The sequence below is a fragment of the Streptomyces sp. F001 genome, from assembly GCF_004187715.1.
Lineage (GTDB): Bacteria > Actinomycetota > Actinomycetes > Streptomycetales > Streptomycetaceae > Streptomyces > Streptomyces flavusporus.
The window spans coordinates 157,726-175,226 of sequence record NZ_QZWF01000010.1 but is presented as its reverse complement, the minus strand read 5'-3'; the positions used below and the strand labels follow the sequence as shown (position 1 = coordinate 175,226).

Below are 17,501 nucleotides of genomic sequence, written 5' to 3'. Positions count from 1 at the left end.
CCAGGCCCTTAAGGCACTGGGGGAGGCACGACTGCCCGCAGCCACGTCGGCACGATGCGGCCGTTCCGGCGCTCAGAACAGGCTCAGCAGGGCCTCCGCCGGATCCGCCACGCCGTTCTCGCCGTCCGGCAGCGGGAGTTCGAACCACACCGTCTTGCCGCGATGTGTGCGGCGGGAGCCCCACGCGGCCGAGAGCAGGCCGACGAGCTGGAGGCCGCGGCCGCCCTCGTCGGTGTCGCGGGCGCGGCGGCGACGGGGCTGGACGAGGCCGGAGTCCCAGACCTCGCAGACCAGGGTGCGGTCCAGCAGGAGTCTCAGCCGGATCTCGCCCTCGCCGTACCGCAGGGCGTTCGTCACCAGCTCGCTGACCAGCAGCTCCGTTGTGTCGACCAGCGGCTCCAGGTCCCAGCTGAGCAGCTGGCCGCGCGCGTACTCGCGGGCGCGGCCCACGCTGCGCGGCTCGCGCGGCAGCGTCCAGTCGCCGACGGACTCGGCGGGCAGGCCCTGGACGCGGGCCATGAGCAGGGCGATGTCGTCCTCGCCGTGGTGGCTGTCGAGGGTGTTGAGGACGTGGTCGCAGACGTCCTCCAGCGGGCGGGACGGGTCGGTCAGCGCGCCCACGAAGGCCTGCAGGCCCTCGTCGAGGGGGTGGTCGCGGGATTCGACCAGTCCATCCGTGTAGAGCGCCAACAGTGCACCTTCGGGGAGTTCGACCTCGACCTCCTCGAAGGGTTCCCCGCCGACACCGAGCGGCATGCCGGGCGGCACGTCCAGCATCAGGGCCGGCTCGCCGGGCTCGACCAGGACCGGCGGCAGATGGCCCGCGTTGGCGAAGGTGCAGCGCCGGGTGACGGAGTCGTAGACCGCGTACACGCAGGTCGCGAGATACACCTCGGACAGGTCCGCCTCGCGGGGGCGGCGGGCGGCGCGGGTGGCCTGCTGGATGCCTCCGGGGGTGCCGAGGCCGCGGGCGATCTCGTCCAACTGGGAGAGGACTTCGGCCGGTTCGAGATCGAGCTGGGCCAGCGTCCGTACCGCCGTGCGGAGTTCGCCCATCGCGACGGCGGCGCGCAGACCGCGGCCCATGACGTCGCCGACGACCAACGCCGTGCGGTGGCCGGGCAGTTCGATGACGTCGAACCAGTCGCCGCCGACCTCGCTGGGGCGGCCGGTGGAGGCGTTCCCGGGAAGGTAACGGCAGGCGATGTCCAGGCCGGAGGCGACCGGGTCGCCGGGCGGGAGCAGGGACCGTTGCAGTATCAACGCGCGTTCGTGCTCGCGCCGGTAGAGGCGGGCGTTGTCGATACAGACGGCGGCCCGCGCGGCCAGCTCGACCGCGAGGGCGCGGTCCCGGTCGCCGAACGGCTCGCTGCCCTTCGTACGGGAGAACTGGGCGAGCCCGACGACGGTGTCGTGGGCGACCATCGGCACCGCGAGGGTGGACTGGACGAGGCCGCCCTCCTCGGCGGGGACGGTCTGCGGGCGAGCGGTGCGCAGGGCGTCCGCGCAGGGCGAGTTGAAGGGGTAGTGGTGGACCGCGCCGACCTTGACCGGCGTGCCGGTGCCCGCGAAGGGGATGTCGGAGACGGCGCTGGCGAAGGCGACGCGGCGCAGTTCGGCGCTGCCGTCGGCGAGGCCGGGCGGAGTCTCGTCGCCGGCCAGGAGGCCCTGGTAGAGGTCGACGGTGGCCAGGTCGCAGAAGCCGGGGACGACGACGTCGAGGAGTTCGCGGGCGGTGGTCTCCAGGTCGAGGGAGTTGCCGATGCGGGCGCCGGCCTCGTTCAGAAGGGCGAGATTGCGCCGGGCGGCGGCTGCTTCGCGGGCGGCGGCGCGGCGGGCGGTGATGTCGGTTCCGAGCCAGGCGATCCCGATGGGGCGCCCGCTTCCGCTGTGCACGCGGTAGAGGTTGACCGACCAGTGACGGCGGTCCTCGGAACCGGGCACGAAGCCCGTGACGTGCATGTCCGTGATGCTGTCGCCGGTCTCCAGGACCCGGCGCAGCGTCGCGGCGACCCGCTCGGCCTCGCCACGCAGCAGATAGTCGTGGACGCCCTTGCCGCGGTGGTCGTCGGGTGTGCCGCCGAAGATCGAGGCGAACCGCTGGTTGGCGCGCCGCACCCGCAGTTCGGCGTCGATCAGCAGGAACCCGAACGGTGATTGACCGAAAATGGCCTGTGAGGCGGCGAGATCCGTCTCGATGCGCCGCAGCACCCGGACGTCGACGACTATGCAGACGGCCGCCTTCTCGCCGTCCTCGGTGCGCGTCGGCATCACATAGACCTCGGCGAGACCCTCGCCCCCGCCGCCGTCCGCCGTCTCCGGCAGCCGGAAGGGGACCACGCCGGTCCACTCCCGCCCGTCGAGAATCTCGGCCATCTTCCGGTGGCCCTGCTCCAGCAGATCGGGGTCGATGAAGGCCGCGATGGGGTCCATGCCGACGGCCCGCTCCGCCGGGATGCCGAAGAGGTGCTCGGCGCGCAGGCTCCACTGGTCGACGAGCCCGTCGGGGCCGATGGAGAAGGACGCGACCTTGATGTAGTCGTACATCGAGCCGGGCGGACTGCTCTGCCACATGGGGTCGCCGGGCCGCACCTCACCGGAGGCACCCGCGGCCTCCGTCCTCGCGCCGTCCGACGGGTCCTCGGACTCCGTGGCCTTCGCTGGTATCTCGCTCACGCGAACCGTCCCCTCCAGCTCACCGCGCCCGGCACCGGTCACCGGGGGCGGCTGCCCGCAGTATCCAGCACTACGGTGCCGCACAACACGGTGTTCACGATCACAGAACGGTCCAGTTGGTTTTCGGACCGTCCTGCGAGAACACTTCCACTCTTCTAACCAGGGGACACGCCCTCGAATCACGCCTTCCGGCAAGTCCGGTCCGGATTCAGGTCGGTACGGCGAGCTCGAACCACACCGTCTTGCCGGACTCCCCGGGCCGGGTGCCCCAGCGGCGCGAGGAGGAGGCCACCAGTTGCAGGCCGCGCCCGTGCTCGTCCTCGGGCCGGGCGGCCCGTTCGCGGGGCGGGTCGGGCAACGGGTCGGAGACCTCCACCAGCAGCACGTCGGGCAGGTCCGGGGGGCGTACCAGGCGGACGCCGATGGGGCCGGTGGCGTGCCGCAGGGCGTTGGTCACGAGTTCGCTGACCAGCAGGGCCGTGAGGTCACCGACGCTGTCGAGACCCCAGCCGTGCAACTGGCGGCGGACGTTGTGCCGTGCGGTGCGCACGGCACCCGGGTCGGCGGGAAATGTCCACTCGGCGCGGTCACCTTCGGTGTCGATCACGCCGATCACTTCCCGGGCCAGAGAACCCACCCATGCCTGGTTTCGTGGGATTAATTGGCACATACCCGATATGTGGGACCCAGTACCGCCGGGGGGCGCGCACTGTGGCACGAACGGCGTACGGGCACGGCACTGCACGCGGGGTGGCACAAACCGGCGTCAAGGAGTCAGCCACTCAGGCGGGCGGCCACCTCACGTACAGCCGGAACGTCCTGGTCCAGCCAGTCGACGTCCCAGAGTTCGCCGGGCGCGAGCCAGCGCAGTTCGTCGTGGTCCTCGAGAGGCTTGGGGTCGGGAGAGCCGGGGCACAGTCGGGCGGTCCACACGTGCAGAACATACGGCGGCTTCAGGTCCCACTCCCCCGGCACCCGCTCAACAGCCTCGGCCTCGATGCCGAGTTCCTCCCGCAGCTCACGCACCAGCGCGGCATCCGGCGCTTCGCCCGGCTCGACCTTTCCGCCGGGCAACTCGTAACGCCCGGCCAGTTCAGGGGGTGCACTGCGGCGCGCGGCGAGCAGTCGGCCACCGTCGAACAGGGCGGCCCCCACCACCACGATCCGTTCCTTCATGCGCCGGAGCCTACGTCAGGGCCCGAGGGCGGCGTCGCGGCTCAGGTGCCGTCGTCGGTGTCCTGGCTGATGCGCTCGACCCAGTAGAGCTGCTTGTGCCCGCGGTTGTCGAGGCTGTCGGCGATCTTCTGGGCCTCGGCCCGGGTCGCGTACCGGCCCACGCGGTAGCGATTGCCGCCGTCGTCCTGCCGTATGACGAGCCAGGGAAGAGTCACCGTGCTGTCGTTCATCGCGCCCCTCCTTTCCGCCTCGGCCCACGCGCCCCGCCCGCTAAGGAAACCGCAATCCGCATATGCCCGAGCCTACGCCTAACCTTCACGCAGCGAATACGGCTTTTCACAAAGAGGTACGCAACAAGCCAGGCGCGAGGGGGCGCACGGCGTCGAACGCGCCGTGCGTACGCATCCACGCATCCGGTCGGTGGCATGGCGGGCACGCCCGGGGCCACCTGCGAAAACGTCCGGAATCGAACGGCGCGCGCACCAGCTCCCGGCGCGCGCATGCCGGGAGCAACTGCCGCAGGGGCGTGCGCTGCCGGGCAGAGGTCGGAAAGATGTGCGCTATCTCACCGGGAGGTGGTACGAGACCCGGTAGCGGTCGGCCGGGATCACCACGTCGGCCGTCTCGACGGGGCGGCCGGAGGCGTAGAAGGTGCGCTGGACGACGAGGACGACATGCCCGGGGACGCCGCCCAGGGCGAGGAGTTCCTCGGCGAGGCCGGGGCGGGCGCCGACCTCCTCGGTGACGTTGTCGACGATCACGTCGATGGCCGCCATGCGCTCGACGACACCCATGCCGCCGAGGGGGCCCTCCTCGGGCAGCATCACGGGCGTGCGGCCGGTGACGGCGATCGGCTCCCAGGAGGTGGAGAGCATCAACGGCTCGCCGCTCTCCCGGAACAGGTACTTGGTACACATCACGCGGTCGCCGGGCCGGATGCCGAGCCGCTCGGCGATCGCGCCGCTCGCCGCGGTCTGCTCGCTGCTGGACTCCCAGGTGCCGTGCGCGGCGGCGTCCGCCTGCTCCTGCCGGAAGGGGGTGGCGCCGCCGTCCGGGCGGAATCCGGAGCGGGCGACGGACCGGGGCACGGGCCGCTCCCGCACGTACGTCCCGGAACCGGAGCGGCCCTCGACCAGCCCCTCGGCCATCAGGACCTTGCGCGCCTCGAGCGCGACCGTGTCCGAGACGCCGTACTCCTCGCGGATTCTGGCCTGTGACGGCAGGCGGGTGTGGGGTGGCAGCAGACCGTCGACGATCTTCTTGCGGAGATCACCCGCGACACGCAGGTACGCCGGCTGCTCACCGAATGTCACTGGCCGCTCCCATCAGGTTGTACAGACAGCAACAGCGTGGCAACCCTGGGTTCCGCCAGGCAAGCAAAGGCCAGAGAATCACTCGATGTGATGACTTACGCGTGGGGAGGGCTGTGCCCAGGCGCTTTCTCCCCGTGTTCTCCCCGCTTTCTCCCCGCTGCGGAGGCGATCACACGTCGGCGTCGGAGTCGCCCGGGTCAGTGGCGTACTCGGGCGGGCTGGTGTCCAGGCCCAGAGCCTTGCGCGCGGTGATGGTGGCCTGCCCGTCGTAGAACGCGTACCCCTCGTCGTAGTGCACGTAGAAGGTGTCCGCGTCACCGGCGGCGGCCGCCTTCGCCCACTGACCGCGCGCGGAGCCGAGCTCCTTCACCAGGTCGGCAAGGGGCTGTTCGGCCCGGGCAGGCCAGCTGTGCTCACCCAGCGTGCCGCTCTGCTCGGCGAGCACGTCGCCGACCTCGCCCGCCCAGGTGCGGTTCGCCGCCAGGTCCTCCTCGGGGTACTCCTCGGGCTCCTTCTCCATCACGGCGTCGATGGCGCGGGCCGTCTCCAGGAAGGCGAGCTGGTCCGCGTCGAGCGTGGTCGCGTCGCTGCGCAGGGAGCCGGTCAGGGTGCCCTTCTCGTCGGTGTTGCCGAAGATGCAGGTGATCTCGCGGTCGCCGAGCCTCCAGCTCTGGCGGGTCGGGGTGAGGTAGTACACGTCGACGTTGTCCGGCAGCGCCCAGGTGTCCATGGCGTAGTCGCCGCGCAGGGCATAGCACTTGTCGTCGGCGACGCTCGTGATGTGGTCGTCGCCGGGGAAACTGCCGCCCGGCAGCCGGACGGTGGCGAACACCTCGCCGTCGTGCCTGCCCGCGCAGGGCACCACGTCGACGTCGTAGGTCATGCCCTCCAGGGAGCCGCTGGGCACGTCGAAGCACTCACCCTTGTCCGGCGAGACGGTCGCACTCTCCCGCGCGCTCTCCTTGAAGCTCTCCCAGAAGTCGGACACGAAGCCCGTCGAGAGCGACAGGACCCACAGCGCGAGCCCGACGGACGACAGCACGGACCCGGCGACCGCCATGCCCTTCCCGCGCTCGCCCCTGCGCCTGATCTGACGCAGCGCGATCAGGCCCAGCACCAGCCCGACGGCGGGGAGGAAGCACAGGATGCCGAGGACGAGGGCGGCGATGGCGACGCCGTTGACCGGCGCCTGCGGCGGGTACGGGCCCCAGGCGCCGTACGGCGGCGGCGCGTAGGGGCCCTGCGGGTACGGGCCCTGCGGGTACGGGCCCTGCGGGTGGGGAGCCGGGTACTGGCCCTGGGGGCCCTGGGGTTGATGGGGCCCGGGGGGCGGAGGGATGGACACGGGTACCGGGCTCCTGGTTCGGCCGAGGATGCAGAACAGTCGTACGACTTGGCGCATGGTAAGCGCTGGGCCGGCGCCGTGGCGGGGCTCCCCTGCACGCTCGGACGCCGAGCACGGTCTGCTCGCACACCTGGCGGACGAACCTCGTCCTCGCGGCGGGCCGGGTCACCGACCCGAAGCCCTTCCGCGAGGACGAAGGTGACGGTAGGTCAGGAAGGTCAGAACTGGAGAGCCCAGGCGTCGATCCGCCCGGTGTCGATGTTCGCGTTGTCGCTGACCCTCAGCTTCCACGTGCCGTTCGCGGTCTCCGAGGAGGCGTTGACGGAGTACGTGGTGTCGATGTTGTCCGCACTGCCGCCGGTGCCGTACCCCTTGAGCGTGTACGCGGTGCCGTCGGGGGCGATCAGCTGGACCTGGAGGTCGCCGATGTACGTGTGGACGATGTGGACCTCGACGGCGAGCGCGGAGGGCGCGTTGCCGGAGACGCCGGAGACGGTCACCGGGGACTCGACCGTGGAGTTGTCGCTGATCGTGTAGTCACCGGTGTTCTCGAAGCGCGGGCCGGGCGGGGTCGGGGTGCCGCCGCCGACGTACAGGAGCCGGTTGGGTGAGCCGGTGCCGGGGCTGGTGACGACGTTGGGGGTGGCCGCGGAGGTCAGCGCGGTGGACACCTGGGCGGGCGTGGCCGTGGGGTTGCCGGCCAGGTACAGCGCCGCCGCTCCGGCGACGTGCGGGGTCGCCATCGACGTACCGGAGATGGTGTTGGTGGCCGAGTCGCTGGTGTGCCAGGACGAGGTGATGGACGAGCCCGGCGCGAACAGGTCCAGGACCGTGCCGTAGTTGGAGTAGCTCGCCTTGGCGTCGCCGGACGTGGTGGCGCCGACCGTGATGGCCTCGGTGACGCGGGCGGGGGACCGGGTGGAGGCGTTGGTGGTCTCGTTGCCGGCCGCGACGGCGAAGGTGACGCCGGAGGCGATGGCATTGCGTACGGCGGTGTCGAGGGCGGTGTCGGCGCCGCCGCCGAGGGACATGTTGGCGACGGCCGGCTTGACCGCGTTCTGGGCCACCCAGTCGATGCCGGCGACGACCTGGGCGGTGGTGCCGGAGCCGGAGTTGTTCAGCACGCGGACGCCGACGATCCTCGCCTTCTTGGCGACGCCGTAGGCGTTTCCGGCGACCGTGCCGGCGACGTGGGTGCCGTGGCCGTTGCCGTCCTGGGCGGTGTTGTCGTTGTCGACGGCGTCGTAGCCGTAGGAGGCACGGCCGCCGAAGTCGCTGTGGGTGATGCGGACGCCGGTGTCGATGACGTACGCCGTGACGCCCTGCCCGGCGGAGTCCGGGTAGGTGTACGAGCTGTTCAGCGGGAGGTTGCGCTGGTCGATGCGGTCCAGGCCCCAGGAGGGCGGGCTGGGCTGGGTCGCGGCGACGGTGAAGGTGCGGTTCTGGACCACGGAGGCGACGGCCGGGTCGGCGGCGAGACGTTTCGCCTCGGTCTCGGAGGCCTCGATCGCGTAGCCGTTCAGGGCCTTCTTGTAGGTGCGCTCGATGGTGGCGCCGTACTTCTTCGCCAGGGCGCGTCCCTCGGCGGAGCCCGAGCGGGCCCGGTCCGCCTTGAGGGTCACGATGTAGCTGTCGGCGACGGCGTTCGCCGCGCCTTCGTACTGGATACGGCCTTCGGCTGCCGGGGCCGCACCGGCGGGGAGGGCGGCGACCAGGCTCGCGGCGAGTGCCGCGGTGGTCGCGAGGGCTGTGGCCGCCAGTCTTCGCCGGGTATGACGCATCACTGCCATCTGAGGGGTCCTCCTCAATCGGTGGTGCGCTGGTGTGGGGTGACGCCCAGGTGAGCAGGAACATGTCAATTCCCGGTGGCTCACCCGTGCGTCAGCCGAAAGATTGAGGCTTCCACAGGAATTGCACAAGGGCCCTGCACGGATGTAACCGGCAGGCCATACGGCCGACATGACGAACCGTCAAGGCCCTCCTGAAGACGAAGCCGCCGCCAGGAGGGCCCGCACCGGATCACTCGTCGAACGCGGTGCTCCGAGTGCTCTTCTCCCAGGCGGTGACATCGGCCCGCACCTGCTCGAGGTGGTCGAGGACGGCGGTGACCGCGTCGTCGCCGAGCGGCAGGCGCAGCGGCGTCTTCTGCGCGTCCAGGGCGGCCAGGATGACCGCCGCCGCCTTCGCCGGGTCGCCGGCCTGGGTGCCGTCGCCGCCGGAGACGTACGCACGCGTCTGCGCCACCTTGGGGTACACGCCGCTGTCGGCGCTGAAACCGGCCCGGCCGCCCTCGAACAGCGAGGTGCGGAAGGCGCCCGGCTCGACGATCAGCACCTTGATGCCGAACTCCCGCACCTCGTCCGCGAGCGCCTCCGACATGCCCTCCAGGGCGAACTTCGTGCCGCTGTACGCCGAGAAGCCCGCGAACGACAGCTGCCCGCCCACGCTGCCCATCTGCACGATCGCGCCCGAACGCCGCTCGCGCAGATGCGGCAGCACCGCCCGCACCAGCGCCGCCGGGCCGAGGACGTGCACGTCGAACAGGGCGCGCAGCTCGGCGTCCGTCGTCTCCTCGAAGGCGCCGACATGGGTGCGGCCGGCGTTGTTGACGAGCACGTCGATCCGCCCGTGCCGGTCCACGACGTCGCGTACCGCGGCGTCGATCGCGGCGATGTCGGTGACGTCGAGCCGCAGCGGGTCCACGCGGCCGGGGTGGGCGGCCACCAGGTCGTCCAGCGCTTCGGGGCGCCGCGCCGCGCCGACGACGGTGTCGCCGGCGGCGAGCGCCGCCTCGGCGAGGGCGCGGCCGAACCCGCTGCTCGCGCCCGTGATCAGCCAGATCCTGCCCATACGGCTCCCTTTGCCCTCTTCGGTCCTGGTCGCACGGTGTCACACTCCGGTGTGCACGGCTCGGCACTCGTCCAGGAAGTCCACGATGTGTCCGAACACGTCCAGGGCCGCGTTGCGCCCGATGAACGTGTCGAGGTGGCCGTAGCCCGGGACCTCGACGTAGCGGACGTCCATGTCGGGGTAGCGGCTCGACAGGACCTCGTGGCACAGCTTGTTGGAGTCGTACCAGAAGCGGTTGTCGCTGCCGGACAACAGCATCAGAGGTGCCTCGATCTTGCCCGCGTTGTCGAGCGCGTTCTTCGGCAGCGCGTCGTAGCGGCCGTCGCCGTCGTTGAACCGCATCATCGTGTGGGCCAGTTCGATGCTCCGCAGGTGCGGCAGGATCCACATCGGCACCGTGCCGTACAGCTCGGCGAGGCGGTCGTGGGTGCGCACGTCGAGGTTGTCGTGCTCGAACAGCGAACCGCCCACGCCCCACGAGTCGTTGTGCAGGATCTGGCAGGTGGGGTCCTTGCACTCGGCACCGAGCGAGACCTCCGCGTACAGCAGCGAGTACTTCGACCACAGCCCGACCTTCTTGAAGTCGGTGGGGATGTTGACCAGCCGGGACCGCAGCAGCTCGCCGCCGAAGTGCAGCCGCACCCGGGTCTTCCAGGACATCTTCGGTGTGAGGAACACGCCCTGCGCGACGACGCCGGCCAGCCCCGGCACCAGGCCCGCCGCCATGCTCAGCGACAGGCACATGGCGCCGATGCAGTGCGCGACGACCAGCAGCGGGCGGCCGTCGATCCGCTCGCGGATCAGGGACACCGCCTCGGGGATGTCGTAGAGCGCCACGTCGTCGAAGGTGTAGCGGACCCGGCCCTCGTTGTAGGGCAGCCGGCAGCTGCCCCGCCAGTCGAGGAGCCACGGCTCGTAGCCGGCGTCGAGCAGGACGTCGACCAGGTTGCGGGTCTCCGGCAGCAGGAACATGTCCGCCGACGCGGTCAGGCCGTGCAGCACGAGCACGGCCGGGCGTTCGGAGTCGTCGCCCTTCGCCGCGACCCGGCACAGGCCGAGCTCCGTGCCGTCGGAGGCGGTGAAGGGGATCTGCTCGATCGCGGCGCCGAGATCGGTGTGCAGGGGCCTCGGCGTCATCGGATCTGCTCCCTCTGGATCATCAGCTTCCTGATCTTGCGCTGCAGTTTGTCCTTCTCCCGGTCGATCGCGTCCCGGCGCAGGTCGAGGAGTTCGGCGCCGGCCCGCAGGGACGGTTCCGCCAGCCCCATGCCCACCTGCACGAAGAACCAGGACAGCCACGCCAGCTTGGCCAGCCGCTGCTCCTGCGAGGACAGCCGGGGGTCGACCTGGATGCCGTCGATCTGGTCCGGGACATAGCTCTTGCCGGGCACGCGGACCACACCGGCGAGGGCGGCCGGCCCGCCCTCGCGACCGATGGTGATCTCCAGCGTGCGGGTCTGCTTCCAGAAGTCGCGACGCGCGCGGGCCGTCTTCCAGCCCTCCAGCCACCACCGGCCGCCGTCCCGGTCCTGCAGCAGCAGGCGGTAGCGCAGCAGCGGATGATCGCTGCCGTGCATACGCGGGACGCCCTCGTCGGGGCGGACCCAGATCTCGCCGTCCACCACCGTCAGCGGCTGCGGGTGCAGCCGCTCGCAGGTCACCTGGCCGCGGACGTCGACCTTCCGGTGCCGTACGACCTGGTACATGCTCGCGATGGACAGCGTGAACGCCATCCGGCACCGGGTGTCGGGCGCCTCGCCGACCGGGCCGACATGTCCCTTCATCCGCTCGCGGAACGACAGGTACGGCGGGTCCTCACGGCTGGGCAGCCGGGCCACGCCGTCCTCGGCCATCCGCTCGAAGGCCTTCAACTGGGCCTGCGATCCATAGCGTTCGGGCGCGGGCAGGCGATGCCGGGCCAGGAACGCCTCGGTGCGGTCCGCGCCGGCCGCGGGACCGAACATCAGCGCCTCGAAGAGTTTCACCGCGGTGGGGCTGCGCAGGATACGGACCAGGAAGTCGAGTTCGGGCACCGGGTCCGTCTCCTGGCGGCGCAGCAGGTCGTCCCGCCAGTCCCGCCAGTTCGCGATCCGGACGTTCATCCCGGCCAGCTTCATGTCCTTGACCAGCTCCGGCAGGGTCTCCGCACGGCCCGTCAGGTTTGTAGTTGTGCGGAAGGTGCGGGGGCATAGTCGGCTTCGAAGTGAACACACGCGGCAGGCGACCCGGCTGATCCAGTCCACCGGCGCCAGGTTCATGAACTTGAACGCCGGCACGGTACGGAAGCGGGAGAACGCGCCGATCAGACCCGTGCTGAGGTCACGCGGGTTGTACACGCCAGTACGGGTGTGCCCGCCGATCGCGCCGGGGCGCAGGAACGTCACCGTCAGGCCGTGCTCGCGGGCCCGTCGCAGCGCGGCCTCCGCGGCCCACTTCGACTTGTCGTAGCCCGCGAACAGACGGTCCACATGTGCGACCGGGTCGTCCTCGCCCATCTTCTCGATGCCGACCTCGTTGAACACGGCGACGGACGAGATGTGGTGCAGGGGCTTCGGGCGGCCGGTCATCGCCAGCTGCGCCAGGTGCAGCGGGCCGAGGACGTTGGTCTGGCGCAGCGAGGGGTAGCCGCGCAGGAAGTCGACCGCGGCGGCGACGTTGACGATCGAGTCGACCTCGCGGGCGAGGCTGTCCCAGCGGTCCTCGGTCAGTCCGAGCCTCGGCTGCCGGAGGTCCGCCGCGTACGCCGTGACTCTCCGGCGGACCTCCGCGGACCACGGCTGGTCGAAGCTCGCCAGCGCCTCGCCCAGCCGCCGTTCGGCTGCCTCGTCGTCGGCCGCGCGCACCAGGCACACCACATGGGCGTCGCCCTGACGCAGGAGGTCGAGGAGCAGATGGCTGCCGAGGAAGCCGGTGGCGCCGGTGAGCAGGATCCGGCGCGGCGGCACCGGGTCCGCCTGACGGCTCCAGGGCAGCCGGTCGGCCAGCGCGAGGTCGGCGAGGATCATGTCGAGGTCCTCGTGGACGACGTCGGCGGGTGCGTCCCGTACGGCCGGGGCGGCGCCGGTGGGTGCGCTCGACTGCGTCGGCAGTCCGGCGGCTGTGGCCCAGCGCTGGGCGAGGCGTCGGGGGCGGGCGTCCGCGAAGACGTCGTCCAGGCTGACGCGGACGTCCAGCTCGCGCGCCATCAGCGCGACGAGTTCCACCGCGTCCACGGAGGACAGACCGGCGTCGAAGAGGTCCGTCTCCGGGTCGGCAGAGGTGGCGGGGAGGAAGCGGGCGGCCCGGGTGGCTATGGCGGCGGCCACCTGGTCGACGGTGGGGCGGTGCCGGGAGCGGCGGCCGGGGGGTGCGGGCCGTCGGTCGCGGTGCGCCCGTCGTCCGTGACCCCGCCGGCCGGTGTCGGAGGCAGGGCCGGTGCCGGAGGTTCGGTCGGGCGGCGGAAGCGGGACAGCAGGTCGGCCGCCTGGGCCCGGCCAGGGCCGCGGCGTTCGATCACCTCCTCCTCGGGCCGACGGCTGACACTGCGGTTGCGGCTGGTGCCGCTTCCCGCCTCAGACATTGCTGACCTCCGCTGCGGTGTTCGGTCCGAGGTCCCAGGAACGGAACTCCCGGAGTTGCGCCGGCGTCATCGCCGTCTCCAGCCGCGCCGCGTCGACGTCGCCGCCGCCGAGGCGGGAGACCAGACGCCGGGCCGGAATGTTGCGTGGGGTGTGCTCGGCGACGAGGCGCACCGCCTGGCACCCGAGGGCCTCGGCGCGGTCGGCCAGCCACTGCAGCAGCCGGTCCTCCACCCCGCGGCCGAGCACCCGGCAGCTCATCATCCAGGCGACCACCTCGAGCACGTCTCCGTCCTGCCGTACGGCCAGCACGCCGATCTGCCCGTACGCGCCGAACCGGTCGCTCGCGGTCGCCGTCCACACCTCGCCGTCCTCCTGGAGGCGGGCCAGTGCGGCCGGGTCCAGGGCGAGCGGCCGCAGGTTGAACTGGTTGGTACGGCGGCTCAGTTGGACGGTGCGTTCGGCGGTCTCGGCGGAGACCGGCCGGATGTCCAGTTCCAGCCGCAGGTTCGCCAGGAAGTCGGCGAAGCTCATCTGCGCGCGGGCCTCGTCGCGTACCTGCTCCTGGCGGTAGAACTCGGCCCGCGCGGCGTCCTCGGCCGTCGCCGCCCGGGGCACCATCGGCCACAGCCGGGTGACGAAGCCGTCCAGTTCGTCGGCGCTCGGGCAGGTCACACAGAGCACCTCGGGCAACTGGGCGCGGACACCGGCGATTTCGACCGGGTTGTCGTCGAGGAACAGGAAGCTGTCCAGCCCGAGCCGCAGCTCCTCGGCGATCTTCAGGATCCGTGTCCACTTCGGCTCCCACGCGGCCGAGATCGCCGCGAAGTGCTCCCGGTGCAGCAGGCTGTCCGGCCGGTCCAGGATGCTGAGCACGGTCTCCTCGTCGTTGTTGGAGACCATCGCCAGCAGCACGCCCGCCTCACGCCAGCGCAGCAGCCGCCGGGCGAGCAGTGCCCGGGCTCCGGTCAGGTCGACGTTCTCCGGCCCGACCTCACCGGCCACGCCGCTCCACAGCGTCTCGTCGCCGTCGACGACGATGACCTTGGGTGCCCGGCGGCGGATCTTCCAGACGACGTCGGCGAGCCGTAGCGCCACGTTCGCCTGGAACTCCTCGTGGAACGGCAGGTGGGCGATCGCGTCGGTCGTCTCGTTGAACATCTCGTCCGGCGGGTAGTCGTCGCCCCACGAGTCCGAGGTGAGGACGGCGATGCCCGGCTGGTCCCGAAGCCGTGACACCACCTGCCGTTCCCACGCCCGCAGCCGCTCGTCGTCGGACCGCTCCGGCAGGAAGCCCACGACGAGCGGCTTCTTCGTGCGTTCGGCGAGGGCGCGCAGCGCGGCGGGGTATTCGTCGGCGAGTTCGGCCAGCAGGTCGCCGGTCGTCGGGCCGAAGCGGGTGAGGTCACCGGGGCGCAGCAGCACCAGGCCGGCGACGGTCGAGGGCTGGGCGAGGACGCTGCCCGGGTCGTGCAGGCCGGCGAGTACCTGGTGGTAGGGGGCTTCCACGACGTCGAAGGGCCCGCCTTCGACGTCGGCGTCCTCGAGGGCGACCCCCAGCATGGCCGGGAGGTTGCCGAGGGCGAACGTGGCGGCCAGGGCTATCTGACCCGGAGGTTCGGGGGTGGGCGCGGTGACGGGTGCCGTGTCCTCGGGTGGCGCGACCAGGGTGGCCGGGTCCTCGGCTATCTGCGCGGCCAGCGCGAGGTAGTCCCGGCCGAGGGCTGCGCAGCTCGCCTCGTCGAGGACGTCGACGTTGTACTCGAGGCCCACCTTGCCGAGCCCGGGCATGACCGTGATCATCAGGTCGAGATCGGAGTGGCCGGTGCCGGCCGGCAGGACCGTCATGCCCTGTGCTGTTCCGACCTGCGGCGGCATGTAGTTGAAGTACAGCTCGACCAGGGGCGCGTTACGGCGGTGGAGCCCTTCCTCCACAAGCGTGGACATGACGTCGAAGAACGTGACGCCGCGTTCGAGCACCCGGCTGAGGCGGCTGTCGGTGCGCCGCAGTACGTCGGCGGTGTTCTCCTCCGGCGCCACCTGGGCGGCGAACGGGATGGGCAGCCCGAAGTAGCCGATCGCGTCGAGGGCACCGACGTGCATCCGGGTGTCCACCGGCACCGCGAGCACGAACCGGTTCCGGTCGCGCAGCCGGGCGAGATGCACGGTCAGTGCGCCGAGCCAGAACGCGGCCGGGGTGATCCCGAGGCGGCCCGCCCGGTCCGCCACCCGGTCCTGCAGGTCCTGCGGCAGATCCACCAGGAGCATGGCGGAGCGGTACGACCGCTGTTCGGGCCTCGGCCGGGCCAGTTCCAGGTCGAGCCGTTCGACGCCGGTGAACTCCTCACGCCACGGCTCCGACGGGCTGCGGTCGTCCGCCGGACGCGCGGCCTGGGCGCGCAGCAGCAGCTCGATGTCGCGGTTGGACACGACGGCGGGCGGCCGGGAGCCGCCTGGGGCCTGTGCCGCCAGGCGTCGCCCGGCAGGCGCCACTTCCGGCACAGGCCCTAGCGCGGTGGCCAGTTCGTCGGCCAGCAGCATCAGCGAGGCCAGGTCGGAGACGGCGTGGTGGGCGCCGAACACCAGCACCTGGTCGCCGGACGGGTAGGCGAGCAGTTCGAACCGCCACAGCGGGGACACCGCGAGGTCGAAGGGCGGTTCCATCAGTTCCTGGAGCCGCCGGTCGACGTCGGTGCCCTCGTCCACCGCGGACCAGCGGACCAGTTCGCCGGCCGGGTGGCGCCGTACCTCCAGCTGCCGTCCGCCGTCGGCGTCCGGGACGATCGCGGTACGCAGGGCCGCGTGCCGGGCGGCCAGATCGGCGATCACCTCGGAGAGGCGGTCGCGGGTGGTCGGGGTGGTGAGCCGGACGGCGAGCCCGATGTGGTGGGTGACGCTCGGTGTGCCGTGCTGCTCCGCACGCAGCAGTCGTACGACGTCCCGCGTGGCCGGGTGCAGGACGACCTCCGGTACGTTCTCGGCCTCTGCCGTGCCGGCGCCTTCGGCTTCCGGCGCGGTGCCGGCCTGTGCGTCGTCCGCGCCGGCGATGAGATGGTCGGCGATGTTCTCGATGCTTGCGCCGTTGAACATCTGCGCGATCGGCAGGGTCCGGCCGAAGTCGGACTCGATCAGGCTGCGGGTCTGCATGGCCATCACGGAGTCCAGGCCCTGGCCGACGAGCGGCGCGGTGACGTCGAGTTCCGCCGTGTCGAAGCCCATCGTGCTCGCGAACCGGTACCGCAGCCGCTCCACCACGTCGGCCTGGGAGTCCAGTGCCACGCGCCCGGCGCCGCCGGTCTGCCGCCCGCTACGGGCCGCAAAGACCCGGCGGCGCGGCGGGAACAGTCCGGCCAGCAGCGGCGGGAGCAGGTTCGGCTCGCTGGTGCGCAGGACGGGCAGGTCGAGGGCGACCGCGACGAGCACCGCGTCGGCCGTGTCCCGGCTCAGTGCGGCGTCGAGGAGGGTCAGGCCCTGTTCGGTGCCGAGGACGGTGATGCCGCCGCGGTTGATCCGCTCGATGTCGGCCTCGGCCAGGTGCCCGGTCATGCCGGTGGTCTCCGCCCACAGGCCCCAGGCCAGCGAGAGTCCGGGGCGCCCGCCGCGGCGGCGCTGCTGCATGAGGGCGTCGAGGAAGACGTTGGCGGCGGCGTAACTGCCCTGCCCGGCTCCGCCGAGGATCCCGGAGACGGAGGAGAACACCACGAAGGCGGCGAGTTCCGTGCCGGCGGTCAGCTCGTGCAGATGCCAGGCGGCGTCGATCTTCGGCCGCAGCACGGCGTCGAGCCCCTCGGCGTCGATGGACTCGATCACGCCGTCGTGGAGCACGCCGGCCGAGTGGATGACGGCGGTCAGCGGATACTCGGCGGGTATGTCCCGCAGCGCCTGCGCCAGTTGGGCGCGGTCGGCCACGTCACAGGCGCGGATGCTGACCTGCGTCCCGGCGGCGGCGAGTTCCGCGCGCAGCGCCTCGGCCCCGTCGGCGTCCGGGCCACGGCGGGACAGCAGCAGCAGATGCCGGGCGCCGAGACCGGCGACATGCCGGGCCACCTGCGCGCCCAGCCCGCTCGTCCCGCCGGTGATCAGTACGGTGCCGGTGCCCAGCGCGGCGGCTGCGCCGTCGGTACGGTCCGTCGCCTGGCGGCGCAGTACGGGCACGTACGTCCGGCCCCGGCGGATCGCCAGTTCGGGCGTGTCACCGGTGATTCCCAGGTCGGTGACGTCCGTCAGCCCGTCCCAGGTGCCGGAGTCGACGTCGACGAGGACGATCCGGCCGGGGTTCTCCGTCCGGGCGGCCCGGACCAGGCCCCACACGGGCGCGTGCACGAGGTTGACCTCAGCGCCCTCGTCCTCGGCGCCGGTCAGCACGGCCCCGCGGGTGAGCACGACGAGGCGGGCGGAGGCGGGCCGGTCCTGGGCCAGCCACGCCTGCAGACCGTCGAGCGTCTCGTGCAGCACGGCCCGCGCCCGGGTCACGACGTCCCCGGCGTCCGGCCCCGGGTCGGCGGCCTGCAGCAGCGTCAGCTCCGGCGCGGTCCCGTCGCTCCCGGCGTCCGCGGTGCCGTCGTACGCGGACCACTCGACGGA

12 protein-coding genes are annotated in these 17,501 nt (G+C 71.9%); all 12 read right to left on the bottom strand.

What is annotated here, in order from left to right:
* Positions 1-72 precede the first annotated feature (72 nt).
* A complete protein-coding gene (locus StrepF001_RS29785) occupies positions 73-2,676 on the bottom strand; it encodes a SpoIIE family protein phosphatase (protein ID WP_129801300.1) in 2,604 nt (867 codons plus the stop codon).
* Between the two features lie 208 nt (positions 2,677-2,884).
* Positions 2,885-3,313: an ATP-binding protein gene (locus StrepF001_RS29780; protein ID WP_129801299.1), complete on the bottom strand. Its 429-nt coding sequence runs from the start codon at positions 3,311-3,313 to the stop codon at positions 2,885-2,887.
* 137 nt (positions 3,314-3,450) lie between these two features.
* Positions 3,451-3,852, bottom strand: a complete 402-nt coding sequence (locus StrepF001_RS29775) for a (deoxy)nucleoside triphosphate pyrophosphohydrolase (protein ID WP_129801298.1) — start codon at positions 3,850-3,852, stop codon at positions 3,451-3,453.
* A gap of 41 nt (positions 3,853-3,893) precedes the next feature.
* Positions 3,894-4,082 (bottom strand): SPOR domain-containing protein, encoded by a 189-nt coding sequence (locus tag StrepF001_RS29770; protein WP_129801297.1) that lies wholly within the window; start codon positions 4,080-4,082, stop codon positions 3,894-3,896.
* Positions 4,083-4,412: 330 nt separating this feature from the next.
* Complete coding sequence (locus StrepF001_RS29765) at positions 4,413-5,165, bottom strand: GntR family transcriptional regulator (RefSeq protein WP_129801296.1); 753 nt, start codon at positions 5,163-5,165, stop codon at positions 4,413-4,415.
* Positions 5,166-5,334: 169 nt separating this feature from the next.
* Positions 5,335-6,510: a DUF4190 domain-containing protein gene (locus StrepF001_RS29760; protein ID WP_129801295.1), complete on the bottom strand. Its 1,176-nt coding sequence runs from the start codon at positions 6,508-6,510 to the stop codon at positions 5,335-5,337.
* A gap of 218 nt (positions 6,511-6,728) precedes the next feature.
* On the bottom strand, positions 6,729-8,300 hold the full coding sequence (locus StrepF001_RS29755; protein WP_129801294.1) for a S8 family peptidase: 1,572 nt from the start codon (positions 8,298-8,300) through the stop codon (positions 6,729-6,731).
* A 229-nt stretch (positions 8,301-8,529) separates the two neighbouring features.
* Positions 8,530-9,360, bottom strand: a complete 831-nt coding sequence (locus tag StrepF001_RS29750; RefSeq protein ID WP_129801293.1) for an oxidoreductase — start codon at positions 9,358-9,360, stop codon at positions 8,530-8,532.
* Between the two features lie 39 nt (positions 9,361-9,399).
* Positions 9,400-10,497 (bottom strand): alpha/beta fold hydrolase, encoded by a 1,098-nt coding sequence (locus StrepF001_RS29745; protein WP_129801292.1) that lies wholly within the window; start codon positions 10,495-10,497, stop codon positions 9,400-9,402.
* Positions 10,494-12,665: a thioester reductase domain-containing protein gene (locus tag StrepF001_RS29740; RefSeq protein ID WP_129801291.1), complete on the bottom strand. Its 2,172-nt coding sequence runs from the start codon at positions 12,663-12,665 to the stop codon at positions 10,494-10,496. Before StrepF001_RS29740 ends, StrepF001_RS29745 begins: the two co-directional genes overlap by 4 nt.
* Positions 12,650-12,919: a hypothetical protein gene (locus StrepF001_RS29735; RefSeq protein WP_129801290.1), complete on the bottom strand. Its 270-nt coding sequence runs from the start codon at positions 12,917-12,919 to the stop codon at positions 12,650-12,652. Before StrepF001_RS29735 ends, StrepF001_RS29740 begins: the two co-directional genes overlap by 16 nt.
* On the bottom strand, positions 12,912-17,072 hold the full coding sequence (locus StrepF001_RS48475; protein ID WP_276322851.1) for an HAD-IIIC family phosphatase: 4,161 nt from the start codon (positions 17,070-17,072) through the stop codon (positions 12,912-12,914). Before StrepF001_RS48475 ends, StrepF001_RS29735 begins: the two co-directional genes overlap by 8 nt.
* Positions 17,073-17,501: the final 429 nt, after the last annotated feature.